Genomic DNA, 22,147 nt, shown 5'->3' with positions numbered 1-22,147 from the left:
TCGCTATAAAATCTTGCCATTTGGCTTTGTAGAGGCGGGCTGCATCTACTTAATATTGTCGTACCTATTTAATGTCCAGTTCAGGTTTTCGAGACCGTTTAAAATGAATTGACCGGACCGGTCTTTTTCGATCGAAAATGTTAAAGAATCCCCGTCTTTAATTACGGAACGATCAACCAGTTTCCGCACTTCGCTGCTGGGAAGAATAAGATGGTCCGAAACGTTTCTACTCGTGATAAACGACCTCATAACAAGTATATAAAACGTTGTTGCGGCGTCTTTAGAGCCGAAAGCCTTTTTGGTTACCGTGAATCTATATTTTCCTTGAATCGACAGATTTGCAGTTTTGACTTGAATGTGAAAATACACGTTGTCCTTACTCGCGACAATATCTATTCCGTCATCAACGGCCATTGCTGACGCATTAAACCCAAAGAAAAGTAACTCTGACATCACTGAATGCTCGCCCGCTTTCCCCGTGAATAATGTGTTGACTTTCGGCTGTTCCGGTACTTTAAATTTCTTTGCTATCGCGCGGCCTGTGGTCTTCAGTTTTAGTTTGTATATACCTTTCTTATAGCCTCCACTCTTGTTTTTTGGTTTGGTAAAAATGGAGTCCTTTTTTTTAATATTGACCGCTAGTGCTGAACTAACCTTCTTGGCAAGCACGTCCGCCGGGTCCTGAATATTTGGAAACCGCACAACAATGGCTTTTGCTATATCGTTAACATGCATTTCAATTTTTGCATGTTCCAGCACTTCAACTACAAAATCGATAATTTTCACTCGGCCTCAGTCTTTTTAATCTGGCGATTAATGCGAGGTCCAAATTGTTACCAAATGCATGCACTATTGCTATTGGACTTAAGTACACCAGAGGAGAGATATGGTTATTATTGCGGTGCCTAGCCAGTGAAAAGCAATCAGAATGAAACGGTCGGACTCGGTTTGACGGATGCAAGCCAAGGATGGGTGAGATATGCGCACTTCGCAGCGGTTCTGTATCAGGCACGGATGCAAATCGAAGGAGGCTTGCGGTAGTTGCTTGTGATGTTTAGAATATTAATTTGTCATGGCACTCATTTCTAGTCGAATTTTCTGCTCCGATAGCTCTCTCAATAACTGCTGCGCCAAGTCGCCCAGTGGATCGCCACCCATCAACTCGGCTTCTTCAACCGAGGTTTTGAGTTGATAAATTTCTGATTGCTTTTGCGTTTCCAGTTCTTGCTGAATTTCACTCATGCGGCGGCGCAGTTGTGCAATACGTCGAATGGTCTTTACAATTCTTGATGCCACATCTTCCCCTGCAATGGCTTCGGGGTCTTGACCGAATTCCAGCATCAGCTTTTCTATAGCCTGTTGATTGCCACTTTCATAGGCGAAATTCAGTTTTGCCATCAGAGCGGTGCGCCGTTGAATTTCTCGCGCCGTGGTGGCACGATCGAGGTGCATCATCTGCGCAGCCTTGCGATACGCTTTCTTGCACTCTGGCGTAATTTCCGCTTGCGGGGCAGGCTGAGCTTCTATCAAACCGGCTTCTTCAGCAGATTTTCTGGATTGCCTCTCTGCCGCCTCAGCGTGTGCTTGAGCGGCTGTGTCGTCTGGATTCGCCGTAGCCTGTTGGCGCGTGAAGCCAGCAAGTAATTCATCCAACTCTACATACAGCTGTCCAACGGTTTCGTAATAGCGCTGTTGGAACCGGGCAATATCTGTCTTCTGAGTTTCGCGTTCAAGCTCTGCCGTTACGACCTGCTCTTCCAGCTGTGCCTGCTCCAACTCCAGTCGTAACAGCTCTTGTTCTTCAGGAAGCATCTTCTTTTCTTCAGGCTATGCCACGCGATTCAAGACACCGCTGTGCGTGGACATGCCCCTGCTCCGCAGCTTTTTGATACCACTGCACGGCTTTGGCGACATCTTTGGGTAGACCTCTACCGTTGTCATATACCCACCCAAGGTTGTATTGTGCTCTGGCATCCCCCTGCGCTGCGGCTTTTTGCCACCACTGCGCAGCTTTGACAGCTTCTTTGAGCGTACCTTCACCTTTGTGGTACATCAACCCAAGGTAATATTGGGCTTCGGCATATCCCTGTTCCGCGGATTTTTGAAACCACTTCACCGCTTTCGCGGAATCTCTGGGTATAAATTCTCCATTTTTATACATAACCCCGAGAATGCATTGCGCATAGACATTCCCATGTGCTGCTGCTTTTTGCCACCACTTCATGGCTTCGATGTGATCTTCGGGCACACCCTCACCGTGCCAATACCTCCCCCCCAAGTTGAATTGCGCTACGGCATTTCCCTGTTCCGCAGCTTTTTGATACCACTCCACCGCTTTGGCAGCATCCTTAGGCAAACCTTCACCCTTTGAGTACATCACGGCGAGGATGACCTGCGCTCTGGCATGCCCCTGTTCGGCAGCTTTTCGAAACCATTGCATTGCTTTGGCGAAATCTCTGGTGACACCTGCACCTTTGTGGTGCATCAACCCTAGGCTGAATTGAGCACTGGCGTTGCCAAGCTCAGCAGCTTTGCGATACCAAAACTCTGCCTGTACGTAACTCTGCTCCACACCTTTGCCTGTACTATACAATTCGCCAAGCTCATATTGATAATCTTCGTCCTGCTCAGCGGCTTTGCAAAACCAATAAACTGCCTGTTCTTCATTCTGCTCTACACCACTCCCCGCCCCGTACATTTCGCCTAGTTTCCACTGCGCCAAGCGATAACCCTGCTCAGCAGCCTTGCGATACCAATGAACCGCCTTTTGATGGCTTTGCTCAACTCCCCGACCATCTTTATACATCACACCAAGATTATATTGAGCGCTGTCATACTCTTGTTCCGCAGCCCTGTGATACCAAAATAAAGCTCGTTCGTATTGCGAATCTACCCAATAAGAATCACCCAGACAGTCTTGCAAAAAAGCATCGCCTTGCTCGGCAGCTTTACTCATCCAGGAAAATGCTTCTTGTCGCTTTGTAACGTTGTCGCAATCGGGTACTAATAACGAAAGGCCAAGCTGCCATTGCCCCCTCATATCGCCTAACTCAGCTGCTTTGCGATACCAAATTTCGGCTTGGGCACCGTCTTTTGCAACACCATGACCGTCTCTGTACATATCTCCCAAGTCACACCATAGATCGCCATCCTGCTGGGCTTGGTTGGCAAGACACCAATCCATGGCCAGTTCTGCAAAATGTTGAGCGCTACTTAGGCCGTTTTTATCGTCGTTGCTACCAAGGTAGAGTACAGATAGCGGGTAATAGGCTTTCCCATATTTGTTGTTAGCCAATTGCTGAAATTTCTTAAACGCTGCAAATAAGTCAGTATCTTCTATCTCATTCCAGTTTTTAATTCCTGTCCCTTCGTTAAATCTCCTTCTCGCTTCTCGATATAGTGCGTCGTTGTCCTTCGTCCGCACCAACCCTTTACTTTTCTGAACGGCCATCAGCCCACGCGCCACAAGGCCGCCGCGTTGCTCGGCATGCGCGGCAACTTTCGGATTGATTGCAGCGGGTAAATTTTCCCGATCAGTCATGGTCGTTTTCCATGCTCCCTGAACTTAGCCATTATCGGTTTTGGTAGTGTGCTGCGCCATGAGGTTACCGATTGCGCTACGGCCTATCATTTTCACACCGGACTTTGCCGCCAATTCATGTGCGTTTAACCGTTACGCCGCCAGAGCCATGTGCAATGGCGCCTATGGTCTCGCCATTTGTTAGATGACGTCGCCTGATGCTGGCGTTGTTTTTATATATATACGCCAGAATCTTTAGCAAAATCCTGGATAGTTATACAGCTCTGGGGTGACAGCTATTGCACACTGCTTACCTCGGATTGCTGCTAAGTTTTCGCTGTTTTACGCGCCGAAGTTACCCCTGTGTTACGCCATAAAAGAAAAAGATGGGCTGAGTTAACCTAACACATTGTTTTATTGGCGCCCTGAACACGAATCGAACGTGTGACCTACCCCTTAGGAGGGGGTTGCTCTATCCACTGAGCTACCAGGGCGTGACTGCATTTTACGCTAATATTGCGGTATGGATAAACCTGACCAAACCGCTAGCCCAACTGAACCCAATACCCGCAAACTGCCACGTACCGTAATCGTCCTCGGACTGGTCAGTTTCTTCAATGATTTCGCCTCGGATATCGTCATTCCGCTCATCCCCATCTTGCTGGCGACGGTGCTGGCCGCCGGGCCGGTAGCGCTCGGGCTTATCGAGGGGGTCGCCGATGCGGTGGCCAGCCTGCTCAAGCTGTGGTCGGGGCGCCATTCCGACGTCATGAGCGGCCGGCGCAAAAACCTCGCTGTGGCGGGTTATACGCTATCGAACATAGCGCGCCCATTGCTGGGGCTGGCGGGTTCCTGGCCGATGATACTGGTGCTGCGCAGCATCGACCGGGTAGGCAAGGGCGTGCGTAGCGCCCCCCGCGATGCGCTTGTGGCGGATGCGACGCCGCCCGGCATGCACGGCTATGCTTTTGGCTACCATCGGGCAATGGACAATGGTGGAGCGGTGGCGGGCAGCCTTGTGGCAGCGGCGGCCCTTGCCTGGTCCGGCTTGAGCTTGACAGAGGTGATCCTCTGGTCGGCGGTACCCGGTTTTGTCGCGGTGTTGTTGCTGGGTGTAGGGGTAAAGGAAGAAAAGAAGGAGAAAAATTCCACAGCCCAAACTCCGATTGTGCTGCCGCCCTTGCGCTGGTCAGTATTATCCCTGCCCATGCGGCGTTATCTGCTGGTACTGATGCTGTTCACGTTCGCCCGCGCCTCGGAAACCTTTATCCTGCTGCTGGGGCACCAATTGGGCGTGGGCGTAGTCGAATTATTGCTGCTGTGGTCAACCCTGTATCTTTGCAAAGCCGCCACCTCTACCTGGGGTGGGCAACTGGCGGATAAGCTGGGGCACGGCACGTTGATGCTGATCGGCTGGACAACTTTTTCACTTTCGTTCCTCATGCTTGGGATAGTGGAGCAGAGTGCCGGATTATGGGCGGTAAGCATTTTTTATGGTCTATGTACGGGCATGAGCGAAGGTGCCGAGCGGGCCATCATCAGCGATTATGCTGCTCCTCGCGAGCGCGGGACGGCGTTCGGCTGGTATCACTTGATGGTGGGCATTGCGGCAATTCCAGCAGGATTGCTGTTTGGTTCGATCTGGCAATTTCAAAGTGCGGCGATGGCTTTTTTCTTTGCTGGCGGATTGGCAGCTAGTGCGGCGCTGCTGTTGCGAGTTTGGGCTTGGCCGGTCAGGAAATTGAGGGGGAGTGAGGGATAAAAGGAGGGGGACGGTTGGTTTTTGGATGGATATTTTTGGATATTGTTGAATTGGAATGACCGATGATGGGTTACGCTCCGCTTCACCCATCCTACTAAGGTAACTGGAGCTCTCGTGATATCTGCACCACAGAGTTCGTAGAATTCGTAGGATGGGTGGAGCGAAGCGCAACCCATCAAAGCTCACGCACGATCTGCACATTAAACCATGACAGAATACCGGCGCAATTTCGTCAAGGGCGGCAGCTACTTTTTTACAGTGGTGCTGGCAGACCGCAGGAAACGACTTCTGGTAGATTACATTGACGCTCTACGCCGGTCATTTCACCGCGTTAAAGCCTTATATCCTTTTACCATTGATGCTATTGTTATTTTGCCGGAGCATTTGCACTGCATCTGGACTTTGCCGGAGGGCGATGCGGATTATCCCGAGCGGTGGCGGCGCATCAAGGGAGGATTTTCACGCCATGTGCCGAGTTGCGGTCTACGCTCTCCCAGCAAAAAACTGAAGGGTGAGCGTGGCATTTGGCAACGCCGTTACTGGGAACATACGTTGCGCGACGAGGAAGATTGGAAGCGCCACATGGATTATATTCATTACAATCCGGTCAAGCATCAGCATGTTAAGTGGGTTGTCGATTGGCCGTATTCCACGTTTCATCATTATGTCGAAGCAGGTGTATACCTCAGGGACTGGGCTGGAAGTGGTGAGGTGGGTGACGGGGGATTTGGTGAGGTGTGAAATATTCAAGTGATGGGATGCACTTTGCTTCACCCATCCTACTATTATAGGAGGACGTGATGAAATTACTGGCAACGTTGACGACGTTGGTGGCAACGGTTCTGCTCTTTTCGAGTCATGCGGTACGTGCTGAAGCGGCTGAACCGCTTAAAGTTGGCCAGCCTGCGCCGGATTTCAGTCTGCCAGACCAGAACGGCAAAACGCGTACGCTTGCGGATTTTCGCGGGAAGTGGCTGGCGTTGTATTTCTATGTAAAGGATGACACGCCCGGTTGTACCGAGCAGGCGTGCAAGTTTCGCGATGACATCCATGAGCTTACGGACTTGGGCGCGCAAGTGGTCGGCGTGAGCGTGGATGATACGGCCAGTCATGGCAATTTTGCTAAGAAATATAATCTGCCATTCCCGCTTCTGGCGGATAGCAAGGGCGAGATTGCCGCGCGTTACGATTCACTTCGGGGCGACGGAAGTTTGGCGAAACGTAATAGTTTTTTGATCGACCCGCAAGGCAGGATTGCCAAGGTCTATTTGTCAGCCAGCACTTCGCGTAATTCTGCCGAGATAATCGAGGATTTGAAGAAATTGAAAGGTTCAGCCGGTTCATGAAACTTTCCGCAGTACCGCTTTAATTGGATGACGGGGCAACGGCATGCCTCTTAAGTGCACCGTTTGAGAATGCCGAATCCACTATAAGGGGATGACATCATGGCAAAACTGACCGACGATCAATTGGCGCAACTGAAAGCCGCGCTGCAACAGCGTTATCTGGAATTGCGAGAGGAGATTCGTGCCGAACTGGAGCATTCCGGGAACCAGCATTATGCGGATCTGGCCGGCAGCGTGGCTGATCCCGGCGATGCGTCAGTTGCCGATATGCTGGTGGATTTGAACGCCAACCTTGTAGACCGTCAGGTAAACGAGATACGCGAGGTGGAAGCAACGCTAAAACGCCTGGCTGAGCTGAATTTTGGCGACTGCATCGAGTGTGGCGGTGAAATCGGGTTTGAGCGGCTCATGGCTTATCCGACGGCGCAGCGATGCGTGCGTTGTCAGGAATTGCGCGAAAAAACGTATTCGCACGAGAACAAGCCCACTCTTTAAGCCACCTGTGAATAAGTGCCATGCGCCGGGGCCTTAAGCAGCACCAGCACAGCGCCGCTACCGCCATCTTCCGGCCTGGCTTGGCTGAAAGCCAGCACGTCGCTGCGCTGGGCGAGCCAGCTTCCAACCCTGGATTTTAAAACCGGCTCATGATTCCTTGAGCTAAGGCCCTTGCCGTGTATTATTCGCACGCAACGTGCGCCCCGTAGGCGGCTGGCATCCAGAAACGCTGCCAGTTGCGGACGGGCTTCGTCACGGGTGAGCCCGTGCAAATCAAGCTGCGCTTCAATCTTCCAATAACCGCGCCGCAGGCGCCGCAAAGTCTGGCGCGGCATGCCGGGGCGAACAAATGCCCATTCGTCGCCCGGTTCCATCTCAAGCGAGATATGGTCAGATAGCGAATCGACCGGCGCCGTTTGTCCGTCGTCCAGAGTCTGACGTGGTATAGGCCGGGGATGCTCGACAGTCAGCGGTACTTTATCAAAGGGGGCCAGCGGCGCTACACCGCGAACCGCATCGCGAAACAGGGCGGTGTCCGCATCATCAAGGGTCGATTCAGCTGCTCGAACCTTTGCGGACTCGATCGCGAGCTTGATTGCCGCCTTCTTTCCCCGCCGTTTCATACGTAATTTTCAATCTGCGGTTGCTCGATTTCTGGTCAATGGTTGCTTACGCCAATGCATCCAGGTATTTTTCCGCGTCCAGCGCCGCCATGCAGCCGGTACCCGCACTGGTCACTGCTTGACGATAAACGTGATCCTGCACGTCGCCCGCCGCGAACACGCCAGGAACGCTGGTTGCAGTTGCGTTACCCTCGTTTCCGCTGCGTGTGATGATATAGCCGTTTTTCATTTCCAGTTGGCCCTGAAAAATATCCGTGTTGGGTTTGTGGCCGATGGCGATGAATACGCCTTGCAAATCCAGTCTCTTGGTTGAGCTGTCCTGGACATTTTTAACACGCATGCCGGTGACGCCGGATTTATCGCCCAGCACTTCATCCAAAACATGGTTAAGCTCCAGCTTGACGTTGCTGTTTTTCACCTTGTCCATCAATTTGTCTATCAGGATTTTTTCAGAACGGAATTTGTCGCGCCGGTGGACCACAGTGACGTTGCGCGCGATATTGGAAAGATATAGCGCCTCTTCCACCGCCGTATTGCCACCGCCTATGACGGCCACGTCCTGACCCTTGTAGAAAAACCCGTCGCATGTCGCGCAGCCGGATACGCCCCTGCCCATGAACGCTTCCTCGGAGGGCAGCCCCAGGTATTGGGCGGAGGCGCCAGTGGCGATAATGAGGGCATCGCAAGTATAGGTGCCCTGATCGCCGATCAGGGCGATGGGCCTATCTGTCAGCCTGGCCGTATGGATATGGTCGAAAAGGATTTCGGTGTTAAAGCGTTCAGCATGTTTCTGAAAGCGTTCCATCAGTTCCGGGCCCTGCACACCCATTGCATCGGCTGGCCAATTATCGACGTCGGTAGTGGTCATGAGCTGGCCACCCTGGGCCATGCCGGTGATGAGCACGGGGTTGAGGTTAGCACGCGCAGCGTAAACCGCCGCGCTATAGCCGGCAGGACCGGAACCGAGGATGAGAAGGCGGGAGTGCTTGCTAGTCATATTTTATATGTGGGGATTATTATTCAAAAAAACAGGTGCAATTGCTGAGGAGGCAGCGCAGCATCGCGAGAGGTTTTTCCAAAAAACGCCTGTCACTTCTTACAGTCGTTGTTCAACCCAGCCGGCAACGCTTTCCAAAGCAGCGGGTAGATTATCAGGCTGGGTTCCACCGGCCTGAGCCATGTCGGCGCGCCCGCCGCCCTTGCCACCCACTTGCTGCGCCACGAAATTGACCAGTTCGCCTGCCTTCACCTTCGTCGCCAGATCGGAAGTAACGCCTGCGATGAGCTTGACTCTTCCATCTTCTATCGCGCTCAGCACCACGACACAGGACTGAAATTTATTCTTGAACTTGTCCAGCGCTTCGCGCAAGGTTTTGGAATCCGCATCGTCCAGGCAAATTGCGAGCACTTTTACGCCTTTAACCTCGCGGACCTGCCCGGCAAAGTCGTTACCTTGCGAAGTGGCAAGCTTCGACTTCAGGCGCCCGAGCTCTCTTTCCAGATGTTTTACGTTATCGAGAATCTGCGCTATGCGCGCGGCCGCTTCCTGCGGTTGCACCTTCACCGCGTCCGCTACCTGCTGTAATTGCAATTCCCGTTCCTGGATGTAAGCCAATGCATTCTCGCCCGTTACTGCTTCCAGACGACGAATACCCGCAGCGACACCCGATTCGGCCACGATCTTGAAGAGTCCGATATCGCCGGTACGCTTGACATGCGTACCACCGCACAGTTCACGTGAAGTGCCGATATCCAGCACGCGCACTTCGTCGCCATACTTCTCGCCGAACAACATCATCGCGCCTGTTTTCCTGGCGTCCTCTATTGTCATCAGGCGCGCCGCGGTCGCTGCATTGGCCAGGATTTCAGAATTCACCAACACTTCCACCTGTCGAATTTCCGCATCTGTCACAGGCTGGTTGTGCACGAAGTCGAAACGCGTCTTGCTGGCATCGACCAGCGAGCCTTTTTGCTGCACATGGGCGCCTAATACCTGGCGCAACGCCTTGTGCATCAAGTGTGTGACGGAATGGTTGCGCTCCGTGCGGGCCCGCGCGTCGCGATTGACCTTCGCCAGCACCTTATCGCCGACGACCAGCCGCCCGCTACGCAATAACCCTTTATGACCAAACACATCTGCCTGGATTTTTTGCGTATCCGATACGGCAAAGGTGCCATTGGCGGCGTGCAGTTCGCCGCTGTCTCCTACTTGCCCGCCGGATTCGGCATAAAAAGGCGTGCTATCGAGTACCACTACCGCCTCATCTCCTGCCTCGACGAAGTCGACCCGGCTGCCTTCTTTATATAGGGCAAGAATGTGTCCTTCATGCTGCAGGCTTTCGTAGCCATGGAACGCTGTTGAGGGTCCGCTGTACGTTATCCCATCCTGCATGGTGAATTTGCTCGTTGCCCTGGCGCGTTGGCGCTGGCGTTCCATGGCCTGCTCAAACCCGGCCTGGTCTATTTTGACGCCGCGTTCACGCGCAATATCAGCGGTGAGATCCAGCGGAAAACCGAAGGTGTCATAGAGCCGGAACAAGGCTTCGCCATCCAGCAACCGGCTTTCATGGCAAAGTGCTGCTTCAAGCAACTGCATGCCGTTTTCCAGCGTTTCGGCGAAACGTTCTTCCTCCTGCTTCAGTACCGCCTCGATACGAACCCTGGCATCTACCAATTCCGGATAGGCTTGCCCCATTACACGTGCCAGCTCTTCCACCAGCAAGTGAAGAAACGGCTGTTTTTGCCCAAGCTTATAGCCGTGGCGAATGGCGCGGCGGATGATGCGCCGGAGCACGTAGCCGCGACCCTCATTGCCGGGTATCACGCCATCGGCGATGAGAAAGGCGCAGGCACGAATGTGATCAGCAATCACTCTGAGGGAACTGCTGGATAAATCAGCGGTATTTGTTACTTTCGCCGCCACCCTGATCAGATCCTGAAACAAATCGATCTCATAATTGCTGTGGACCTGCTGCATGACTGCGGAAATGCGCTCCAACCCCATGCCCGTGTCTACCGACGGCCGGGGCAGTGGATGCAGTACGCCCGCGCTATCCCGGTTGTATTGCATGAATACCAGATTCCATATTTCGACATAGCGGTCGCCGTCCGCCTCGGGCGTGCCTGGCGGGCCGCCCGCGATCTCCGGACCGTGATCGTAGAAAATTTCGGAACAGGGGCCGCAGGGGCCGATATCGCCCATCTGCCAGAAGTTATCCATGGTGGCGATGCGCGTGAAGCGCGAGGCGTCAATACCCACCTCGTTGAGCCAGATGTCGGCGGCTTCGTCATCCTCGGCATAAACCGTGATCCATAATCTCTCTGGGGGAATCTTCAGGGCAACGGTAAGAAATTCCCAAGCGAATTTGATGGCCTGGCGTTTGAAATAATCGCCGAAGCTGAAATTACCCAGCATTTCGAAAAATGTATGATGCCGTGCGGTATAGCCTACATTTTCCAAGTCGTTGTGCTTGCCGCCCGCGCGCACGCAGCGCTGCGAGCTCGCCGCGCGCACATAAGGCCGCTTATCCTGTCCAAGAAATACATCCTTGAACTGCACCATGCCCGCATTGGTGAACAATAGCGTAGGATCGTTGCCGGGAACGAGCGGGCTCGACGCCACGACCGTATGGCCGTGCGATTCGAAGAATTCAAGAAATTGCTGCCTGATTTCGCTGCTTTTCATCTCGACTTCATTTCATTTGAACAATAATGAATGCTGGGGTGGGTTCATCCACCTTTACGCCCTGCCTGCTGCCTCGGCTAGCGCCGCGCTATTTCCGTTACGGTCGTTCCCAGTGGTTCGCCATTGATAATTGCAATATTTGCGACCTTCACCCTTACGCTGATTTCTTCATTGACTTTCGGCAGATCGGCTTCGGTCAGAATATCGATTTCTCCGCTGTCATCTTTCAATACATAGGACTTCAGATTTAATAACGGAAGCCGCGTAGGCTCTTTTGCCACGCCGTGAAGCATGACCTCCTTGCCGTCAAAATTTGCTGGGGAGACGTTTATTTCGCTGATGGGCGTGGTATTGATGGAATTGCAACCACCCAGCACAACCCCCGCAGTCGCAACTGTCAGCACGAGTCGAACCAAGCGGTGAGCCAAACGGTCTATCAAGCTTCTTCCTTATCAGAATGGCGCAATACCTGGCGTATCACTTCCGTCGAAAAACCGCGCCCCACCAGGAAACGCATCTGCCTGCCGAGTTCTTTTGCGTCGGTGGGCATCACACCAAACTTTTTTCGCCATACTTCGCGTGCATTATCCTGCTCAGTTTCCTTGATATTGGGCAACGCCGCGGCGATTAAATTCTCTGCAATACCTTTTTCACGCAGCTCATGCATTATTCGCTGACTGCCAAATCTATTTTTACGAATGTGTATTACGTGCTCGATCACGCGCGCGGCAGATAGAAAGCCTCGCTGCTCAAGCGCGTCCAGCATGGAGGAAAGTTCTTCGGAAGTCTGGGCATAGCGAGCGAGCTTTCTTTCCAGCTCCAGCCGGGAGTGCTCCCGCCGGGCCAAATAACCCAGCGCGCGGGTTTTCAGGCTCGGCGCGCGCGTCATGACGGCCTCGACGATGCAATAAAATACGCTGCGACTACTCTGCGTTCGCGGTTTCGACAGCCGGGTTGGCGACGCCTACGGCCTCGCGGACCCTCGCTTCTATTTCCATCGCAATGTCGCGGTGTTCCTTCAGAAACTCGCGCGCATTATCCTTGCCCTGGCCTATTTTTTCGCCCTTGTAGGAATACCAGGCCCCAGCCTTCTCGACCAGCTTATGCTGTACGCCCAACTCGACGATCTCGCCTTCACGCGAGATGCCTTCCCCGTAGAGAATATCGAATTCCGCCTGCTTGAATGGTGGCGCAACCTTATTCTTTACCACCTTCACCCGCGTTTCGCTGCCGATCACTTCATCGCCTTTCTTGATGGAGCCGGTACGGCGTATATCGAGGCGGACCGATGCGTAGAATTTCAATGCATTGCCGCCGGTAGTGGTTTCGGGACTACCGAACATGACACCGATCTTCATGCGTATCTGGTTGATGAAAATTACCATGGTATTGCTGCGCTTGATGTTGGCGGTAAGTTTGCGCAAGGCCTGGGACATCAATCTCGCTTGCAGGCCCATCTGCGGTTCGCCCATTTCCCCCTCTATCTCCGCTCGCGGCGTCAAGGCGGCGACCGAGTCCACCACCACCACATCAACCGACCCAGAACGCACCAGCATATCGGCAATTTCCAGCGCTTGTTCGCCATTGTCGGGCTGGGAAATCAATAATTCCTGCACATTGACGCCGATTTTTTGCGCATACTGGGGGTCGAGCGCGTGTTCCGCATCGATGAATGCAGCAGTACCTCCCATTTTTTGCATCTGCGCGATGACTTGCAGGGTGAGGGTGGTTTTGCCGGAGGACTCCGGGCCGTAGATTTCGATTACCCGGCCGCGAGGCAACCCACCCACGCCCAGCGCGATATCGAGACCGAGCGAACCCGTGGAAATTACCTGGATGTCTCTGGCAACCTCGTTGGCGCCCAGGCGCATGATCGAACCTTTGCCAAACTGCTTCTCGATCTGGGAGAGAGCCGCCGCCAGCGCCTTGCTTCTGTTTTCATCCATGAGGTTTTTCCTTTGTAGGGTAGGGTGAATTATCGCATAGGTGACCTCGGCCGGGAAGCGGGAGGGGAATGACAATGTGTTTGGGCTGCCTGATTTTTAACTCCCATCCTTTAATCACACGGTCAGGCTGGAGTATGCGCCGATGGGTTGATGGCTAATTGGAACAGGTTATTCCGCTTCGGTATTATTCAAGATCAGGGCAGGATATAAGTGTTGAAATATCGCTCCGCTCTTGCCAGGTCCAGCTTGCGCAGGGTCTGATAAATCCCCCTCATCCTGTCTCGCTCATCCAGGTGCGCATAAGCTAGGCCCAGGCTATACCAGGCGTCTGGATTCTCGGGCTGTATGCGTAGCGCATCCCGATAGGCATGTACTGCATGTGCGTACCGTTTGGTGTTGTAGTAGGTGTTGCCCAGGTCGTACCAGATGCCGGCATTGTCCGGCTGCATGCGTAGTGCATCCTCATAGGCCTGGATCGCGTTATCGTATTCTTTGAGATTGGCATAGGCACGCCCAGGTTATGCCAGGCATCGCCATATTCGTCCTCGTTGCGTATGGCTTCTCGATAGGCTGGATCGCCTGGTCATATTGCTTGAGGTTGGCGAAAGCAATTCCCAAGCTAAACCACGTCGCTGAATTTGCGCCCGCAAAAAAATCTGATCAGGGGTCTCGGGGGCATGGCGCGCTTTGGTGGGGGTATTAGCCACCGCAAGGGGCGAAATCACGCCAGACAGGAAAGCCCCAAGCACGACGGGGTGTATGAATATCATGATTTTTTTAATTCAGATTCACGACGGTATCTCGCAATGTACTGGCTGGGGTGTATTGTCGAGCGCGAATGCTGTGGAGCGATGCTAACAATGTGCACAGCAAAGCTCAGCAGTGTAAAATAATTAAATTACTTGTTCACCGCAAACCGCGGAAGCTTATGAATAACAACGGGGACTCCGACGGCTCTCATTCGGGCGCCCACTCGAGGAGAATTCAACCGCTGGCATATTTTATTTTTGCTACACGTTGGCTTCAGTTGCCGTTGTACCTTGGGTTGATTCTCGCGCAATGTGTGTACGTGTATCACTTCTGGGTCGAACTGGTTGATCTGATCGGCGCTGTGATGGGTAACCAGACAGCGTTACAGCACATTTTAGATGCAGTGGCTATCGAAGGCGCTGTCCGGCCTACCAAGACCAGTGAAACCACCATTATGCTGGTGGTGCTGGGTTTGATTGACGTGGTGATGATCTCCAATCTGCTGATCATGGTGATCATCGGAGGTTATGAAACTTTCGTTTCTCGCATGAATCTCGATGGTCATCCCGATCAGCCGGAGTGGCTATCGCATGTCAATGCATCAGTGCTGAAAGTCAAACTTGCCACAGCCATTATCGGTATTTCGTCTATTCATTTGCTCAAGACTTTCATCAATGCCAAGGCATACGATGAGAAAACCATTTTGGCCCAGACCGGGATTCATCTGGTTTTCCTGCTCTCTGCGATTGCGATCGCCTATAGTGATCGCCTCATGAGCGGCAACACCTCGCATAAGGAAGCCAGGAATTCCCACTGAACAATAACCGGTTTACGCAACTTTGGGAGGGATGCTGTGTAACAGGTCTATAATGCCTTGCAGCGCTCCCCCCACTGATTGGCGTCTTATCTCTTCGCGGTTGCCGCTGAAATATCGAGTTTCAGTGAGAGCCATTCCTTCTTTCATTATCCAGGCAAAACATACCGTTCCTACCGGTTTTTCCGGGGTTCCGCCCTCGGGGCCGGCAATGCCGGTAATGGACACCGCGACTTGGGCGTGGCTCCGCGCAATGGCGCCCGCGGCCATTTCGGATGCAGTCTGCTCCGATACCGCGCCATATTGCTCGAGAGTCGCATTGCTTACGCCCAGCATTTCTTGTTTTGAGCCGACAGCATAGGTGATAAAGCCGCGTTCATACCAGGCTGAGCTTCCGGCTATCGAAGTGATGACCTGACCCAGCCATCCTCCGGTACATGATTCGGCTGTCGCCAGCAACAATTCCTCCTGCTCAAGCGCTATCCCTGCTTGTCTGGCAAGATCCTGAAGTATCATGTCATCCATGTCATCAACCCCTTCCGAATTTACTCCCTTACTGTGATTTGTATATCAGACCATGATCTGTATCTGATGGCTTATATGACAAACGCTTTCCATGCGGCAAGGCAAAGCAGCGTCAGGAACGCAGCCAGCAGGTCATCAAACATCACGCCGAAGCCGCCGCGCAACGTTCTGTCGTAATATCGGATGGGCGGCGGCTTGATTATATCGAACAAACGGAAAAGCAGAAATGCGCATGCCTGCCATCGCAAGTCATGGGGCGTAAAAAGCAGTATCAGCAGAAAAGCGGTTATCTCGTCCCAGACCATACCCCCATGATCGTGATCACCGAGTGCCTTTCCGGTAACGCTGCAAGCCCAGATTCCAATAATAAATAAGGCAACAATCAGCAGGAGAAATTCAACTGGATTGAGGAAGAGCGCAAACATCCAGAACAAGGGAAATGCAACCAGCGTTCCCGCCGTACCGGGCGCAACCGGGCTCAAGCCGACGCCGCCGCCAAATGCGATGAAATGCGCAGGATGGCTCCGCACGAAATTCTTATTAGGACGTGGCCGGGCAGGTTCGGGTTGCGCTAAAAGCTCGGGTCCTTCAGATTTCGGGATTGGCTGGACCTCCGGTTCAGGCGCCGGCAGACCATCAATTTGGCCATCCATCCGCTTATCATCTCCGTTGTCAGAATGAATGCTCGACATGGAAGTGGTCATACCCTTTTACCTCGAGCTTGACTGCCTTGCCTGCCGCATCCAGCACGACCAGGCCCGCGCCCTCTACGATCGTGCCGATGCGAGTGAGTTGTATCCCCTCTTCGCGGGAAAGCATTTCGATTTTTGCGCGCGCAGTCCGAGGCGCGGTGAAGCAGAGTTCGTAATCATCTCCGCCAGCCAGCAAACACTTCATGGCCAGCGGCAGAGGGAGGCGTTTTTTTATTGATGCCGAGCAATTTATCTCATCCAGGTGAATGGTGGCCGCGACGTTCGAATTTTGCAGAATATGCCCCAGGTCGGCCAACAGTCCGTCAGAAATATCGATGGCGCTGTGGGCAAGGCCGATCAGTCGCTGCCCCAGGGCGACCCGGGGCGCAGGACTGTGCAGCGCGGAAAGACACCGATCGAGCTCGCCGGTTTCAAGCACGATGCGCTGCTGCTGGTGAGCAAGCGCCAGTGCGGCATCGCCCAAATGGCCCGATATCCAGATATCGTCGTCCGGTCTGGCGCCGCTACGACGCAATGCTTTTCCTTTCGCCACTTCACCCATGATGGTAACGCAGATATTAAGTGGTCCCTTGGTGGTATCGCCACCGATAAGCTCTACCTGATGAGTGCTGGCAAGCCCGAAAAATCCACTGGAGAATGCTTGTAGCCATTCCTCATCCCCCGCCATTTTTTCGGGAAGCGCCAGCGAAAGGGTTGCCCAGCGCGGCGTTGCCCCCATCGCTGCCATGTCTGAGAGATTCACCGCCAAGGATTTGTGGCCCAGCTTGCATGGATCGACATCCGCAAAAAAATGCTGGCCAGATACCAGCATGTCGGTGGAAACCGCCAGCTCCATATCTGCTGCCGGCTTGATCAGTGCCGCATCATCGCCTATCCCCAACACCGCGCTTAGCGCCGGACGGGAAAAGTACTGCTGGATGATGTCGAATTCTGAACGTACTTTCAAGGAGATCAGGCTCTTGCATTGGCCTCGGCCGTACGGAGCTTGGCTGCCAATTTATCCAGTACGCCGTTCACATATCTATGTCCATCGGTGCCGCCGTAGCTTTTGGCGAGCTCCACGGCTTCATTGATCACTGCCCGATAAGGTATTTCCGGATGACTCTCCAGCTCGTGGGTACCGAGGAGCAGTATGGCAATCTCCACTGGACTGAGTTCTTTGAAAGGCCGGTCGAGATAAGGCTGAATCAGCTTCTCCAGCGCCGCGGCATTCGTCAGCACGCCTCGCAGCAAACCTGAAAAATATTTCTCATCGGTCCTTGGGAATTCTTTGGTCTCGCGCAGTTGCGTTTCAATGGCCTCAAGGGTTCCACCCGCCACGCACCATTGATAAAGTCCTTGCAAAGCCAATTCACGGGCTAGCCGGCGCCGGGTTTTCCGGCCCGGCTTGGTTGTGGTTGCTCCCGAATCTTCTGCGGACTGCTCTGACGACGTGGTTGCCCGTTTGGCGGCCGGTTTTGTGTGTGTCATTGGATATTGTTTATTGGGTCACTTCGTCGAGATCTCGCATCAGATTAGCCATCTCTATCGCAACCAGCGCCGCTTCGGCTCCTTTACGGCTCATACGCGCCAATGCCTGGTCATCGGTATCGGTGGTGAGGATGCCGTTGGCGATGGGGATGCCGGTATCCAACTGCACCGCGGCCACGCCGCTGGTGGATTGATTGGATACGACCTCGAAATGATACGTGTCGCCGCGTATCACCGCGCCCAAGGCTATCAGCGCATCAAACTGGTCGGTCAAAGCCATTTTTTGCAGCGCCATGGGAATTTCCAGCGCGCCGGGGACCGTCACCAGCAGCATGCCCGATTCCTCCACGCCTCGCTTCACCAGCTCCGCAGTGCAAGCACCAAGCAACCCGTCGCTCACATCGATGTTAAAGCGGCTCATAACGATGCCGATACGTAACTCTCCGCCGTTAAGATTGGGCTCAAGTTCAAGAATGTTTTCGTAACGTGCCATGTTTTACTCCTTTAAACAAATCTGACGATAACCGCCAAGCCAAGCCGTTCATTGACCTATGAGGCAACAGGAGCATTTCCACTGAATTTTTCCAACTGCCCCGGATATCTTTTAACAATATTTCCTGACTCGTGCCGATGCATTGCGCTAGCTCGATTTTAACGGCTGGCTGGCCGACTTTTTTTCCTTCGGCTCCAGATATCCGGTTACTTCGAGCCCAAAGCCCGCCATGCTTGGCATTTTTCGCGGGACGGCCAGCAACTGCATCTTGCCCACGCCGAGATCCTTGAGTATCTGAGCACCGATACCATAATCGCGCAAGTCTGTCCTGGCGGCAACGCGATGCTTGGATTTTGCCGGCATCACACGTTCCATCAGCTCAGATGCGCTTTCCCTGCAATGCAGCAGTACGATCACGCCGCTTCTCGCACCCGCGATTACCTGAAGCGTATCATTTACGTTCCAGGAATGCGTCTCGTCGCTTATATCGAGCAGATCCATGACGGAGAGCGGCTCATGCACTCGCACCAGAGTTTCAGTAACGGGATCGATCGTGCCTTTCACTAAAGCCAGATGTGTCGCGTTAACCGTTTTATCGAGATAGGCTACGAGGCGGAATTCGCCATGAATCGTCTGGATGGGACGCTCGGCCACGCGTTTTACAAGACTTTCGGTGCGGCTGCGGTAATGAATGAGGTCCGCAATCGCGCCAATTTTGAGCTGATGCCGTGCGGCAAATTCGATCAGATCCGGCAGACGCGCCATACTGCCGTCGTCCTTCAGAATTTCGCAGATTACGGAGGCGGAACTCAACCCCGCCAAATTTGCCAAGTCACAGCCGGCTTCGGTATGCCCGGCACGCACAAGAACTCCGCCGGTTTGTGCCATCAACGGGAAAATGTGCCCTGGCTGGACAATATCATCGGGTTTCGAATCTTGGTTTACCGCCACCTGCACGGTACGTGCACGATCAGCTGCTGAAATACCGGTGGTAACGCCGCTGGCCGCCTCGATGGAAACCGTGAAATTCGTGCCTAGCGGCGAGCGGTTGGCAACCACCATCAGCGGCAAATTAAGTTTGCGGCAGCGCTCCTCGGTCAGCGTCAAGCAGATCAGGCCCCGCCCATGCGTCGCCATGAAATTGATCGCCGCCGGGGTGACGAAATCGGCGGCCAGGACCAGGTCTCCTTCATTTTCCCGGTTTTCCTCATCCACGAGGATTACCATTTTGCCGGCCTTGATGTCCGCTATTATTTCCTGAATCGAGCTGATTATCATGTCAAATTTCGGTCATTCTCATGCCATTCCCATCAATCGTTCTACATATCGCGCCAACATATCCACTTCCAGGTTTACTCTGGCGCCCATCTTCAGATCCTTCAATGTCGTGGCGGCCAGGGTGTGAGGGATGAGATTGATCTCCAGGTCGTTGCCTGCTATCCGGTTTACCGTCAGGCTGACGCCATTCACCGAGATTGAACCTTTTCTGGCAATATATTTCAATAATGCATCCGGCGCGTTGATCGCCAGGGTGTAACTTTCGCCCGCGGGCTCCAGCTTGATGACTTCGCCGCTTGCATCCACGTGGCCGCTCACCAGATGGCCATCAAGCCTGTCCGACAGCAAGAGCGCCCTTTCGAGGTTGACTTGCCCGCCGGGTTTATCCAGGCCTTCTGTACAGTCTAATGTCTCGCGTGAGACATCTACAGAAAACATGTCGTTTGCTACAGCGGTAACAGTAAGGCATACGCCGTTTACTGCAATGCTATCCCCTGTTTTCACATCTTTCAGGTCCAACATGCCCGGCATGATACTCAAGCTTATGCCCCCCTCCAGGGAACGGATTTGCTTTATCTCGCCGACAGCTTCGACAATTCCGGTGAACATCAAGCTCTCTCCGCTTTTAAATACGATAATCCCACTGCCTCCGGCGGCTCACATATGAGATGTGCGTCAATTTGCCGCATGGTCGTGAGTGGCAATATACGCTAATGTTCGGGGTATTCCTGAACAAATCATCCTTGAAGCGCCTGGTTGGCGCCCTAGCTGATAAAATAAGGATGAACAGATACGGCTATGCTCGTCGCCGTAGCCTGGTCCAAGGTGCAAAACCAGGAGGTTCTCCTGTAGTTACCGAAGTTACATCATACACAAAGACGCCGCACACAGACCAGCAACGGAAATGTTCAGCGATCTCAGCCAATCGCCCTTAAGCAAGAATTTACAACGCCTGTTCCTGCTCAGGAATATCGTGATTGCCGCGCAGTGCATGACTTTTGCCCTGGCGCACTGGGTGCTCAACATGCAACTGCCGTGGACGGAGATGGTGGCGGTAACGGTTATGCTGGCCGTGTTGAATCTGGCGACATGGATACGCCTGCGCCGCAAATGGCCAGTCTCGAGCATCGAGTTTTTCGCTCAGCTGCTGGTTGATGTTTTTGCATTGAGCGCACTGCTGTATTTCAGCGGCGGATCGACAAACCCGTTTATATCGCTGTATCTCCTGCCGCTGACGATAGCCGCCGCCGCGCTGCCCTGGGCCTACACGTGGGTAATGGCTGCCATTACAATAAGCTGCTATACGCTGATGCTATTTTATTACCTGCCGCTGCCTCATGATCATGAGGAACACAACAGCGAGTTTAACCTGCATGTGTCGGGCATGTGGTTGGCCTTCGTGCTGAGCACCATGTTAATCGCCTGGTTTGTTGTCAAGATGGGCATATCCATTCGCGAGCGCGACAAGGATCTGGCGCTGGCGCGCGAACAGGCGCTGCGTAACGAACAGATCATTGCGTTGGGCACGCTGGCAGCCGGTGCTGCGCACGAGCTCGGTACGCCGCTGGCGACGATGGCGGTTGTCACCGGAGAACTGCAGGACGAATATAAAGAGAACCGGGAATTTCAAGACAACATCAGGATACTGCGCGATCAGATCACCCAGTGTAAACATACGCTGACACAATTACTGGCCGATGCCGGGCAGGCGCGGGCCGAGGAGGGCAGCGGCCAGGCTGTTGATTCTTTTTTGCGGCAGGTGCTGGATAAATGGCAATTGATGCGGCCTTCCGTCCAATTTACTTACCGTGGCAGCGGCGTAGAGCCTGCTCCACAAATACTCAATACGCAATTGCTGAGCCAGTCGATTTTAAATCTGTTGAACAATGCGGCGGATGCGTCCCTCAAACATATCGAGATCGAAGTCAGCTGGAATTATCAGGAACTGCATCTTCAAATTCTCGACTATGGCGACGGATTAACGGGGGAAGCCGTACAGCGTGCGGGCCAGCCATTCTTTACGAGCAAAGCCTCAGGGCAGGGTTTCGGAATAGGTTTATTTCTGGCAAATGCAAACATTGAACGGTTTGGCGGCAGGGTACGCCTGACCAATCGCGTAGGCGGCGCCTGTACTCAAGTGACTTTACCCCTGATCCGGCAACCAATATGACGACGTTATCAACGACGGAAGTGGATGATCGCCCGGCATTACTCATTGTGGACGACGACTCGACTTTTTGTACGGTGCTTGCAAACGCAATGACTAAACGCGGATTCAACGTTACGTGTGCGCATACCGTCGAGCAGGCCCTGGAGTGCGCGGAGGCATGTACCCCTGAGTATGCCGTTATCGACCTCAGACTGCCCGGCACTTCAGGATTGACCCTGGTTGAAAAATTGAATGCTCTTGATCCTGGTACCCGAATTGTCATGTTGACCGGGTATGCCAGTATTGCCACCGCAGTGGAAGCAATCAAACTCGGGGCAATGCATTATCTTGCGAAACCGGTCGACGTTAATGAAATCATGATGGCGTTCGAGCGCACTACAGGCGACGCGGATGTGCAGATCAGTGCGCACCCGTTATCCGTCGGCCGCCTGGAGTGGGAGTATATTCAGCGTGTGTTAAATGAGAATAAAGGCAATGTTTCCGTAACAGCAAGAGCACTGAATATGCATCGGCGCACCCTGCAACGGAAGCTCACCAAGAACCCCGCTAAAGCATAA

General features: G+C 53.4%; 23 protein-coding genes, 1 tRNA gene and 1 pseudogene. 7 read left to right on the top strand and 18 right to left on the bottom strand.

All coding sequences use genetic code 11. From position 1 onward, the window contains the following. Positions 1-45: 45 nt before the first annotated feature. From BLS94_RS03435 to BLS94_RS03420, 4 genes are all read right to left on the bottom strand, one after another. Positions 46-786, bottom strand: a complete 741-nt coding sequence (locus BLS94_RS03435; protein WP_090957777.1) for a hypothetical protein — start codon at positions 784-786, stop codon at positions 46-48. 276 nt (positions 787-1,062) lie between these two features. Further along, the gene (locus BLS94_RS03430) at positions 1,063-1,812 is read right to left on the bottom strand and encodes a molecular chaperone DnaJ (RefSeq protein ID WP_090957776.1); all 750 of its coding nucleotides are present in this window, start codon (positions 1,810-1,812) and stop codon (positions 1,063-1,065) included. A gap of 10 nt (positions 1,813-1,822) precedes the next feature. Continuing rightward, complete coding sequence (locus BLS94_RS03425; protein ID WP_090957775.1) at positions 1,823-3,541, bottom strand: SEL1-like repeat protein; 1,719 nt, start codon at positions 3,539-3,541, stop codon at positions 1,823-1,825. Between the two features lie 397 nt (positions 3,542-3,938). Then, positions 3,939-4,014: transfer RNA gene (locus BLS94_RS03420), tRNA-Arg, on the bottom strand. 29 nt (positions 4,015-4,043) lie between these two features. Here BLS94_RS03420 and BLS94_RS03415 point away from each other — a divergent pair. The 4 genes from BLS94_RS03415 to BLS94_RS03400 all read left to right on the top strand — a co-directional run bounded on the left by BLS94_RS03415 (position 4,044) and on the right by BLS94_RS03400 (position 7,123). After that, positions 4,044-5,282 (top strand): MFS transporter, encoded by a 1,239-nt coding sequence (locus BLS94_RS03415; protein ID WP_090957774.1) that lies wholly within the window; start codon positions 4,044-4,046, stop codon positions 5,280-5,282. 207 nt (positions 5,283-5,489) lie between these two features. Then, the gene (locus tag BLS94_RS03410; protein WP_090957773.1) at positions 5,490-6,023 is read left to right on the top strand and encodes an REP-associated tyrosine transposase; all 534 of its coding nucleotides are present in this window, start codon (positions 5,490-5,492) and stop codon (positions 6,021-6,023) included. A 59-nt stretch (positions 6,024-6,082) separates the two neighbouring features. Further along, positions 6,083-6,628 (top strand): peroxiredoxin, encoded by a 546-nt coding sequence (locus BLS94_RS03405; RefSeq protein ID WP_090957772.1) that lies wholly within the window; start codon positions 6,083-6,085, stop codon positions 6,626-6,628. A 99-nt stretch (positions 6,629-6,727) separates the two neighbouring features. Further along, positions 6,728-7,123, top strand: coding sequence for a TraR/DksA family transcriptional regulator (locus tag BLS94_RS03400; protein WP_090957771.1), 396 nt, complete (start codon positions 6,728-6,730; stop codon positions 7,121-7,123). Here the strand turns inward: BLS94_RS03400 and BLS94_RS03395 are convergent. The 7 genes and pseudogenes from BLS94_RS03395 to BLS94_RS03365 all read right to left on the bottom strand — a co-directional run. Then, the gene (locus BLS94_RS03395) at positions 7,120-7,746 is read right to left on the bottom strand and encodes a Smr/MutS family protein (protein WP_090957770.1); all 627 of its coding nucleotides are present in this window, start codon (positions 7,744-7,746) and stop codon (positions 7,120-7,122) included. The two genes, BLS94_RS03400 and BLS94_RS03395, sit on opposite strands and share 4 nt — an antisense overlap. Before the next feature lie 46 nt (positions 7,747-7,792). Beyond that, positions 7,793-8,743: a thioredoxin-disulfide reductase gene (trxB, locus tag BLS94_RS03390; RefSeq protein ID WP_090957769.1), complete on the bottom strand. Its 951-nt coding sequence runs from the start codon at positions 8,741-8,743 to the stop codon at positions 7,793-7,795. Positions 8,744-8,842: 99 nt separating this feature from the next. After that, positions 8,843-11,431, bottom strand: coding sequence for an alanine--tRNA ligase (gene alaS, locus BLS94_RS03385; RefSeq protein ID WP_090957768.1), 2,589 nt, complete (start codon positions 11,429-11,431; stop codon positions 8,843-8,845). Positions 11,432-11,508: 77 nt separating this feature from the next. Next, entirely contained in the window at positions 11,509-11,871 is a 363-nt protein-coding gene (locus BLS94_RS03380) for a hypothetical protein (RefSeq protein WP_256325271.1), read from the bottom strand. Beyond that, complete coding sequence (gene recX / locus BLS94_RS03375) at positions 11,868-12,320, bottom strand: recombination regulator RecX (RefSeq protein ID WP_090957767.1); 453 nt, start codon at positions 12,318-12,320, stop codon at positions 11,868-11,870. Before recX ends, BLS94_RS03380 begins: the two co-directional genes overlap by 4 nt. A 34-nt stretch (positions 12,321-12,354) precedes the next feature. Continuing rightward, on the bottom strand, positions 12,355-13,377 hold the full coding sequence (gene recA / locus BLS94_RS03370; protein WP_072768833.1) for a recombinase RecA: 1,023 nt from the start codon (positions 13,375-13,377) through the stop codon (positions 12,355-12,357). Positions 13,378-13,571: 194 nt separating this feature from the next. Then, a pseudogene (locus tag BLS94_RS03365) lies at positions 13,572-13,880 on the bottom strand (tetratricopeptide repeat protein); the annotation flags it as partial. A 425-nt stretch (positions 13,881-14,305) separates the two neighbouring features. Between BLS94_RS03365 and BLS94_RS03355 the strand changes: the two are divergent. Further along, positions 14,306-14,944 (top strand): TIGR00645 family protein, encoded by a 639-nt coding sequence (locus BLS94_RS03355; protein WP_090957857.1) that lies wholly within the window; start codon positions 14,306-14,308, stop codon positions 14,942-14,944. 12 nt (positions 14,945-14,956) lie between these two features. On the opposite strand, the gene BLS94_RS03350 is transcribed toward BLS94_RS03355, so the two are convergent. From BLS94_RS03350 to BLS94_RS03320, 7 genes are all read right to left on the bottom strand, one after another. Next, the gene (locus tag BLS94_RS03350; RefSeq protein WP_090957764.1) at positions 14,957-15,466 is read right to left on the bottom strand and encodes a CinA family protein; all 510 of its coding nucleotides are present in this window, start codon (positions 15,464-15,466) and stop codon (positions 14,957-14,959) included. Between the two features lie 71 nt (positions 15,467-15,537). Beyond that, entirely contained in the window at positions 15,538-16,119 is a 582-nt protein-coding gene (locus tag BLS94_RS03345; RefSeq protein ID WP_090957763.1) for a phosphatidylglycerophosphatase A family protein, read from the bottom strand. A gap of 19 nt (positions 16,120-16,138) precedes the next feature. Next, entirely contained in the window at positions 16,139-17,125 is a 987-nt protein-coding gene (gene thiL, locus BLS94_RS03340) for a thiamine-phosphate kinase (protein WP_090957762.1), read from the bottom strand. 5 nt (positions 17,126-17,130) lie between these two features. Further along, a complete protein-coding gene (nusB, locus tag BLS94_RS03335; RefSeq protein ID WP_090957761.1) occupies positions 17,131-17,649 on the bottom strand; it encodes a transcription antitermination factor NusB in 519 nt (172 codons plus the stop codon). 10 nt (positions 17,650-17,659) lie between these two features. Continuing rightward, entirely contained in the window at positions 17,660-18,142 is a 483-nt protein-coding gene (gene ribH, locus BLS94_RS03330; RefSeq protein ID WP_090957760.1) for a 6,7-dimethyl-8-ribityllumazine synthase, read from the bottom strand. A 147-nt stretch (positions 18,143-18,289) separates the two neighbouring features. Next, positions 18,290-19,420: a bifunctional 3,4-dihydroxy-2-butanone-4-phosphate synthase/GTP cyclohydrolase II gene (gene ribBA, locus BLS94_RS03325; protein WP_090957759.1), complete on the bottom strand. Its 1,131-nt coding sequence runs from the start codon at positions 19,418-19,420 to the stop codon at positions 18,290-18,292. An 18-nt stretch (positions 19,421-19,438) separates the two neighbouring features. After that, positions 19,439-20,029 carry a riboflavin synthase gene (locus BLS94_RS03320; RefSeq protein WP_090957758.1) on the bottom strand — a complete coding sequence of 197 codons (591 nt, stop codon included), beginning with the start codon at positions 20,027-20,029 and terminating at the stop codon, positions 19,439-19,441. A 295-nt stretch (positions 20,030-20,324) separates the two neighbouring features. Between BLS94_RS03320 and BLS94_RS03315 the strand changes: the two genes are divergently transcribed. Further along, positions 20,325-21,590 carry an ATP-binding protein gene (locus BLS94_RS03315; RefSeq protein ID WP_090957757.1) on the top strand — a complete coding sequence of 422 codons (1,266 nt, stop codon included), beginning with the start codon at positions 20,325-20,327 and terminating at the stop codon, positions 21,588-21,590. Next, on the top strand, positions 21,587-22,147 hold the full coding sequence (locus BLS94_RS03310) for a response regulator transcription factor (protein WP_090957756.1): 561 nt from the start codon (positions 21,587-21,589) through the stop codon (positions 22,145-22,147). The genes BLS94_RS03315 and BLS94_RS03310 overlap by 4 nt, the downstream gene beginning before the upstream one ends.

Origin of the sequence: Nitrosospira sp. Nsp18 (genome assembly GCF_900103145.1) — a bacterium.
In the GTDB taxonomy this organism is placed as follows: domain Bacteria; phylum Pseudomonadota; class Gammaproteobacteria; order Burkholderiales; family Nitrosomonadaceae; genus Nitrosospira.
This window is presented reverse-complemented; position numbering and strand designations above follow the sequence as displayed.

Excerpts from the sequence above, each read along its gene's own strand:
- BLS94_RS03345 (WP_090957763.1), bottom strand. The coding sequence starts at position 16,119 with ATGGATGGCCAAATTGATGGTCTGCCGGCGCCTGAACCGGAGGTCCAG.
- BLS94_RS03410 (WP_090957773.1), top strand. The coding sequence starts at position 5,490 with ATGACAGAATACCGGCGCAATTTCGTCAAGGGCGGCAGCTACTTTTTT.
- BLS94_RS03425 (WP_090957775.1), bottom strand. The coding sequence starts at position 3,541 with ATGACTGATCGGGAAAATTTACCCGCTGCAATCAATCCGAAAGTTGCC.
- BLS94_RS03310 (WP_090957756.1), top strand. The coding sequence starts at position 21,587 with ATGACGACGTTATCAACGACGGAAGTGGATGATCGCCCGGCATTACTC.
- BLS94_RS03405 (WP_090957772.1), top strand. The coding sequence starts at position 6,083 with ATGAAATTACTGGCAACGTTGACGACGTTGGTGGCAACGGTTCTGCTC.
- BLS94_RS03430 (WP_090957776.1), bottom strand. The coding sequence starts at position 1,812 with ATGCTTCCTGAAGAACAAGAGCTGTTACGACTGGAGTTGGAGCAGGCA.
- trxB (WP_090957769.1), bottom strand. The coding sequence starts at position 8,743 with ATGACTAGCAAGCACTCCCGCCTTCTCATCCTCGGTTCCGGTCCTGCC.
- BLS94_RS03355 (WP_090957857.1), top strand. The coding sequence starts at position 14,306 with ATGAATAACAACGGGGACTCCGACGGCTCTCATTCGGGCGCCCACTCG.
- BLS94_RS03350 (WP_090957764.1), bottom strand. The coding sequence starts at position 15,466 with ATGGATGACATGATACTTCAGGATCTTGCCAGACAAGCAGGGATAGCG.
- ribBA (WP_090957759.1), bottom strand. The coding sequence starts at position 19,420 with ATGATAATCAGCTCGATTCAGGAAATAATAGCGGACATCAAGGCCGGC.
- recX (WP_090957767.1), bottom strand. The coding sequence starts at position 12,320 with ATGACGCGCGCGCCGAGCCTGAAAACCCGCGCGCTGGGTTATTTGGCC.
- ribH (WP_090957760.1), bottom strand. The coding sequence starts at position 18,142 with ATGGCACGTTACGAAAACATTCTTGAACTTGAGCCCAATCTTAACGGC.
- BLS94_RS03415 (WP_090957774.1), top strand. The coding sequence starts at position 4,044 with ATGGATAAACCTGACCAAACCGCTAGCCCAACTGAACCCAATACCCGC.
- BLS94_RS03315 (WP_090957757.1), top strand. The coding sequence starts at position 20,325 with ATGTTCAGCGATCTCAGCCAATCGCCCTTAAGCAAGAATTTACAACGC.
- BLS94_RS03400 (WP_090957771.1), top strand. The coding sequence starts at position 6,728 with ATGGCAAAACTGACCGACGATCAATTGGCGCAACTGAAAGCCGCGCTG.
- BLS94_RS03320 (WP_090957758.1), bottom strand. The coding sequence starts at position 20,029 with ATGTTCACCGGAATTGTCGAAGCTGTCGGCGAGATAAAGCAAATCCGT.
- alaS (WP_090957768.1), bottom strand. The coding sequence starts at position 11,431 with ATGAAAAGCAGCGAAATCAGGCAGCAATTTCTTGAATTCTTCGAATCG.
- BLS94_RS03395 (WP_090957770.1), bottom strand. The coding sequence starts at position 7,746 with ATGAAACGGCGGGGAAAGAAGGCGGCAATCAAGCTCGCGATCGAGTCC.
- nusB (WP_090957761.1), bottom strand. The coding sequence starts at position 17,649 with ATGACACACACAAAACCGGCCGCCAAACGGGCAACCACGTCGTCAGAG.
- recA (WP_072768833.1), bottom strand. The coding sequence starts at position 13,377 with ATGGATGAAAACAGAAGCAAGGCGCTGGCGGCGGCTCTCTCCCAGATC.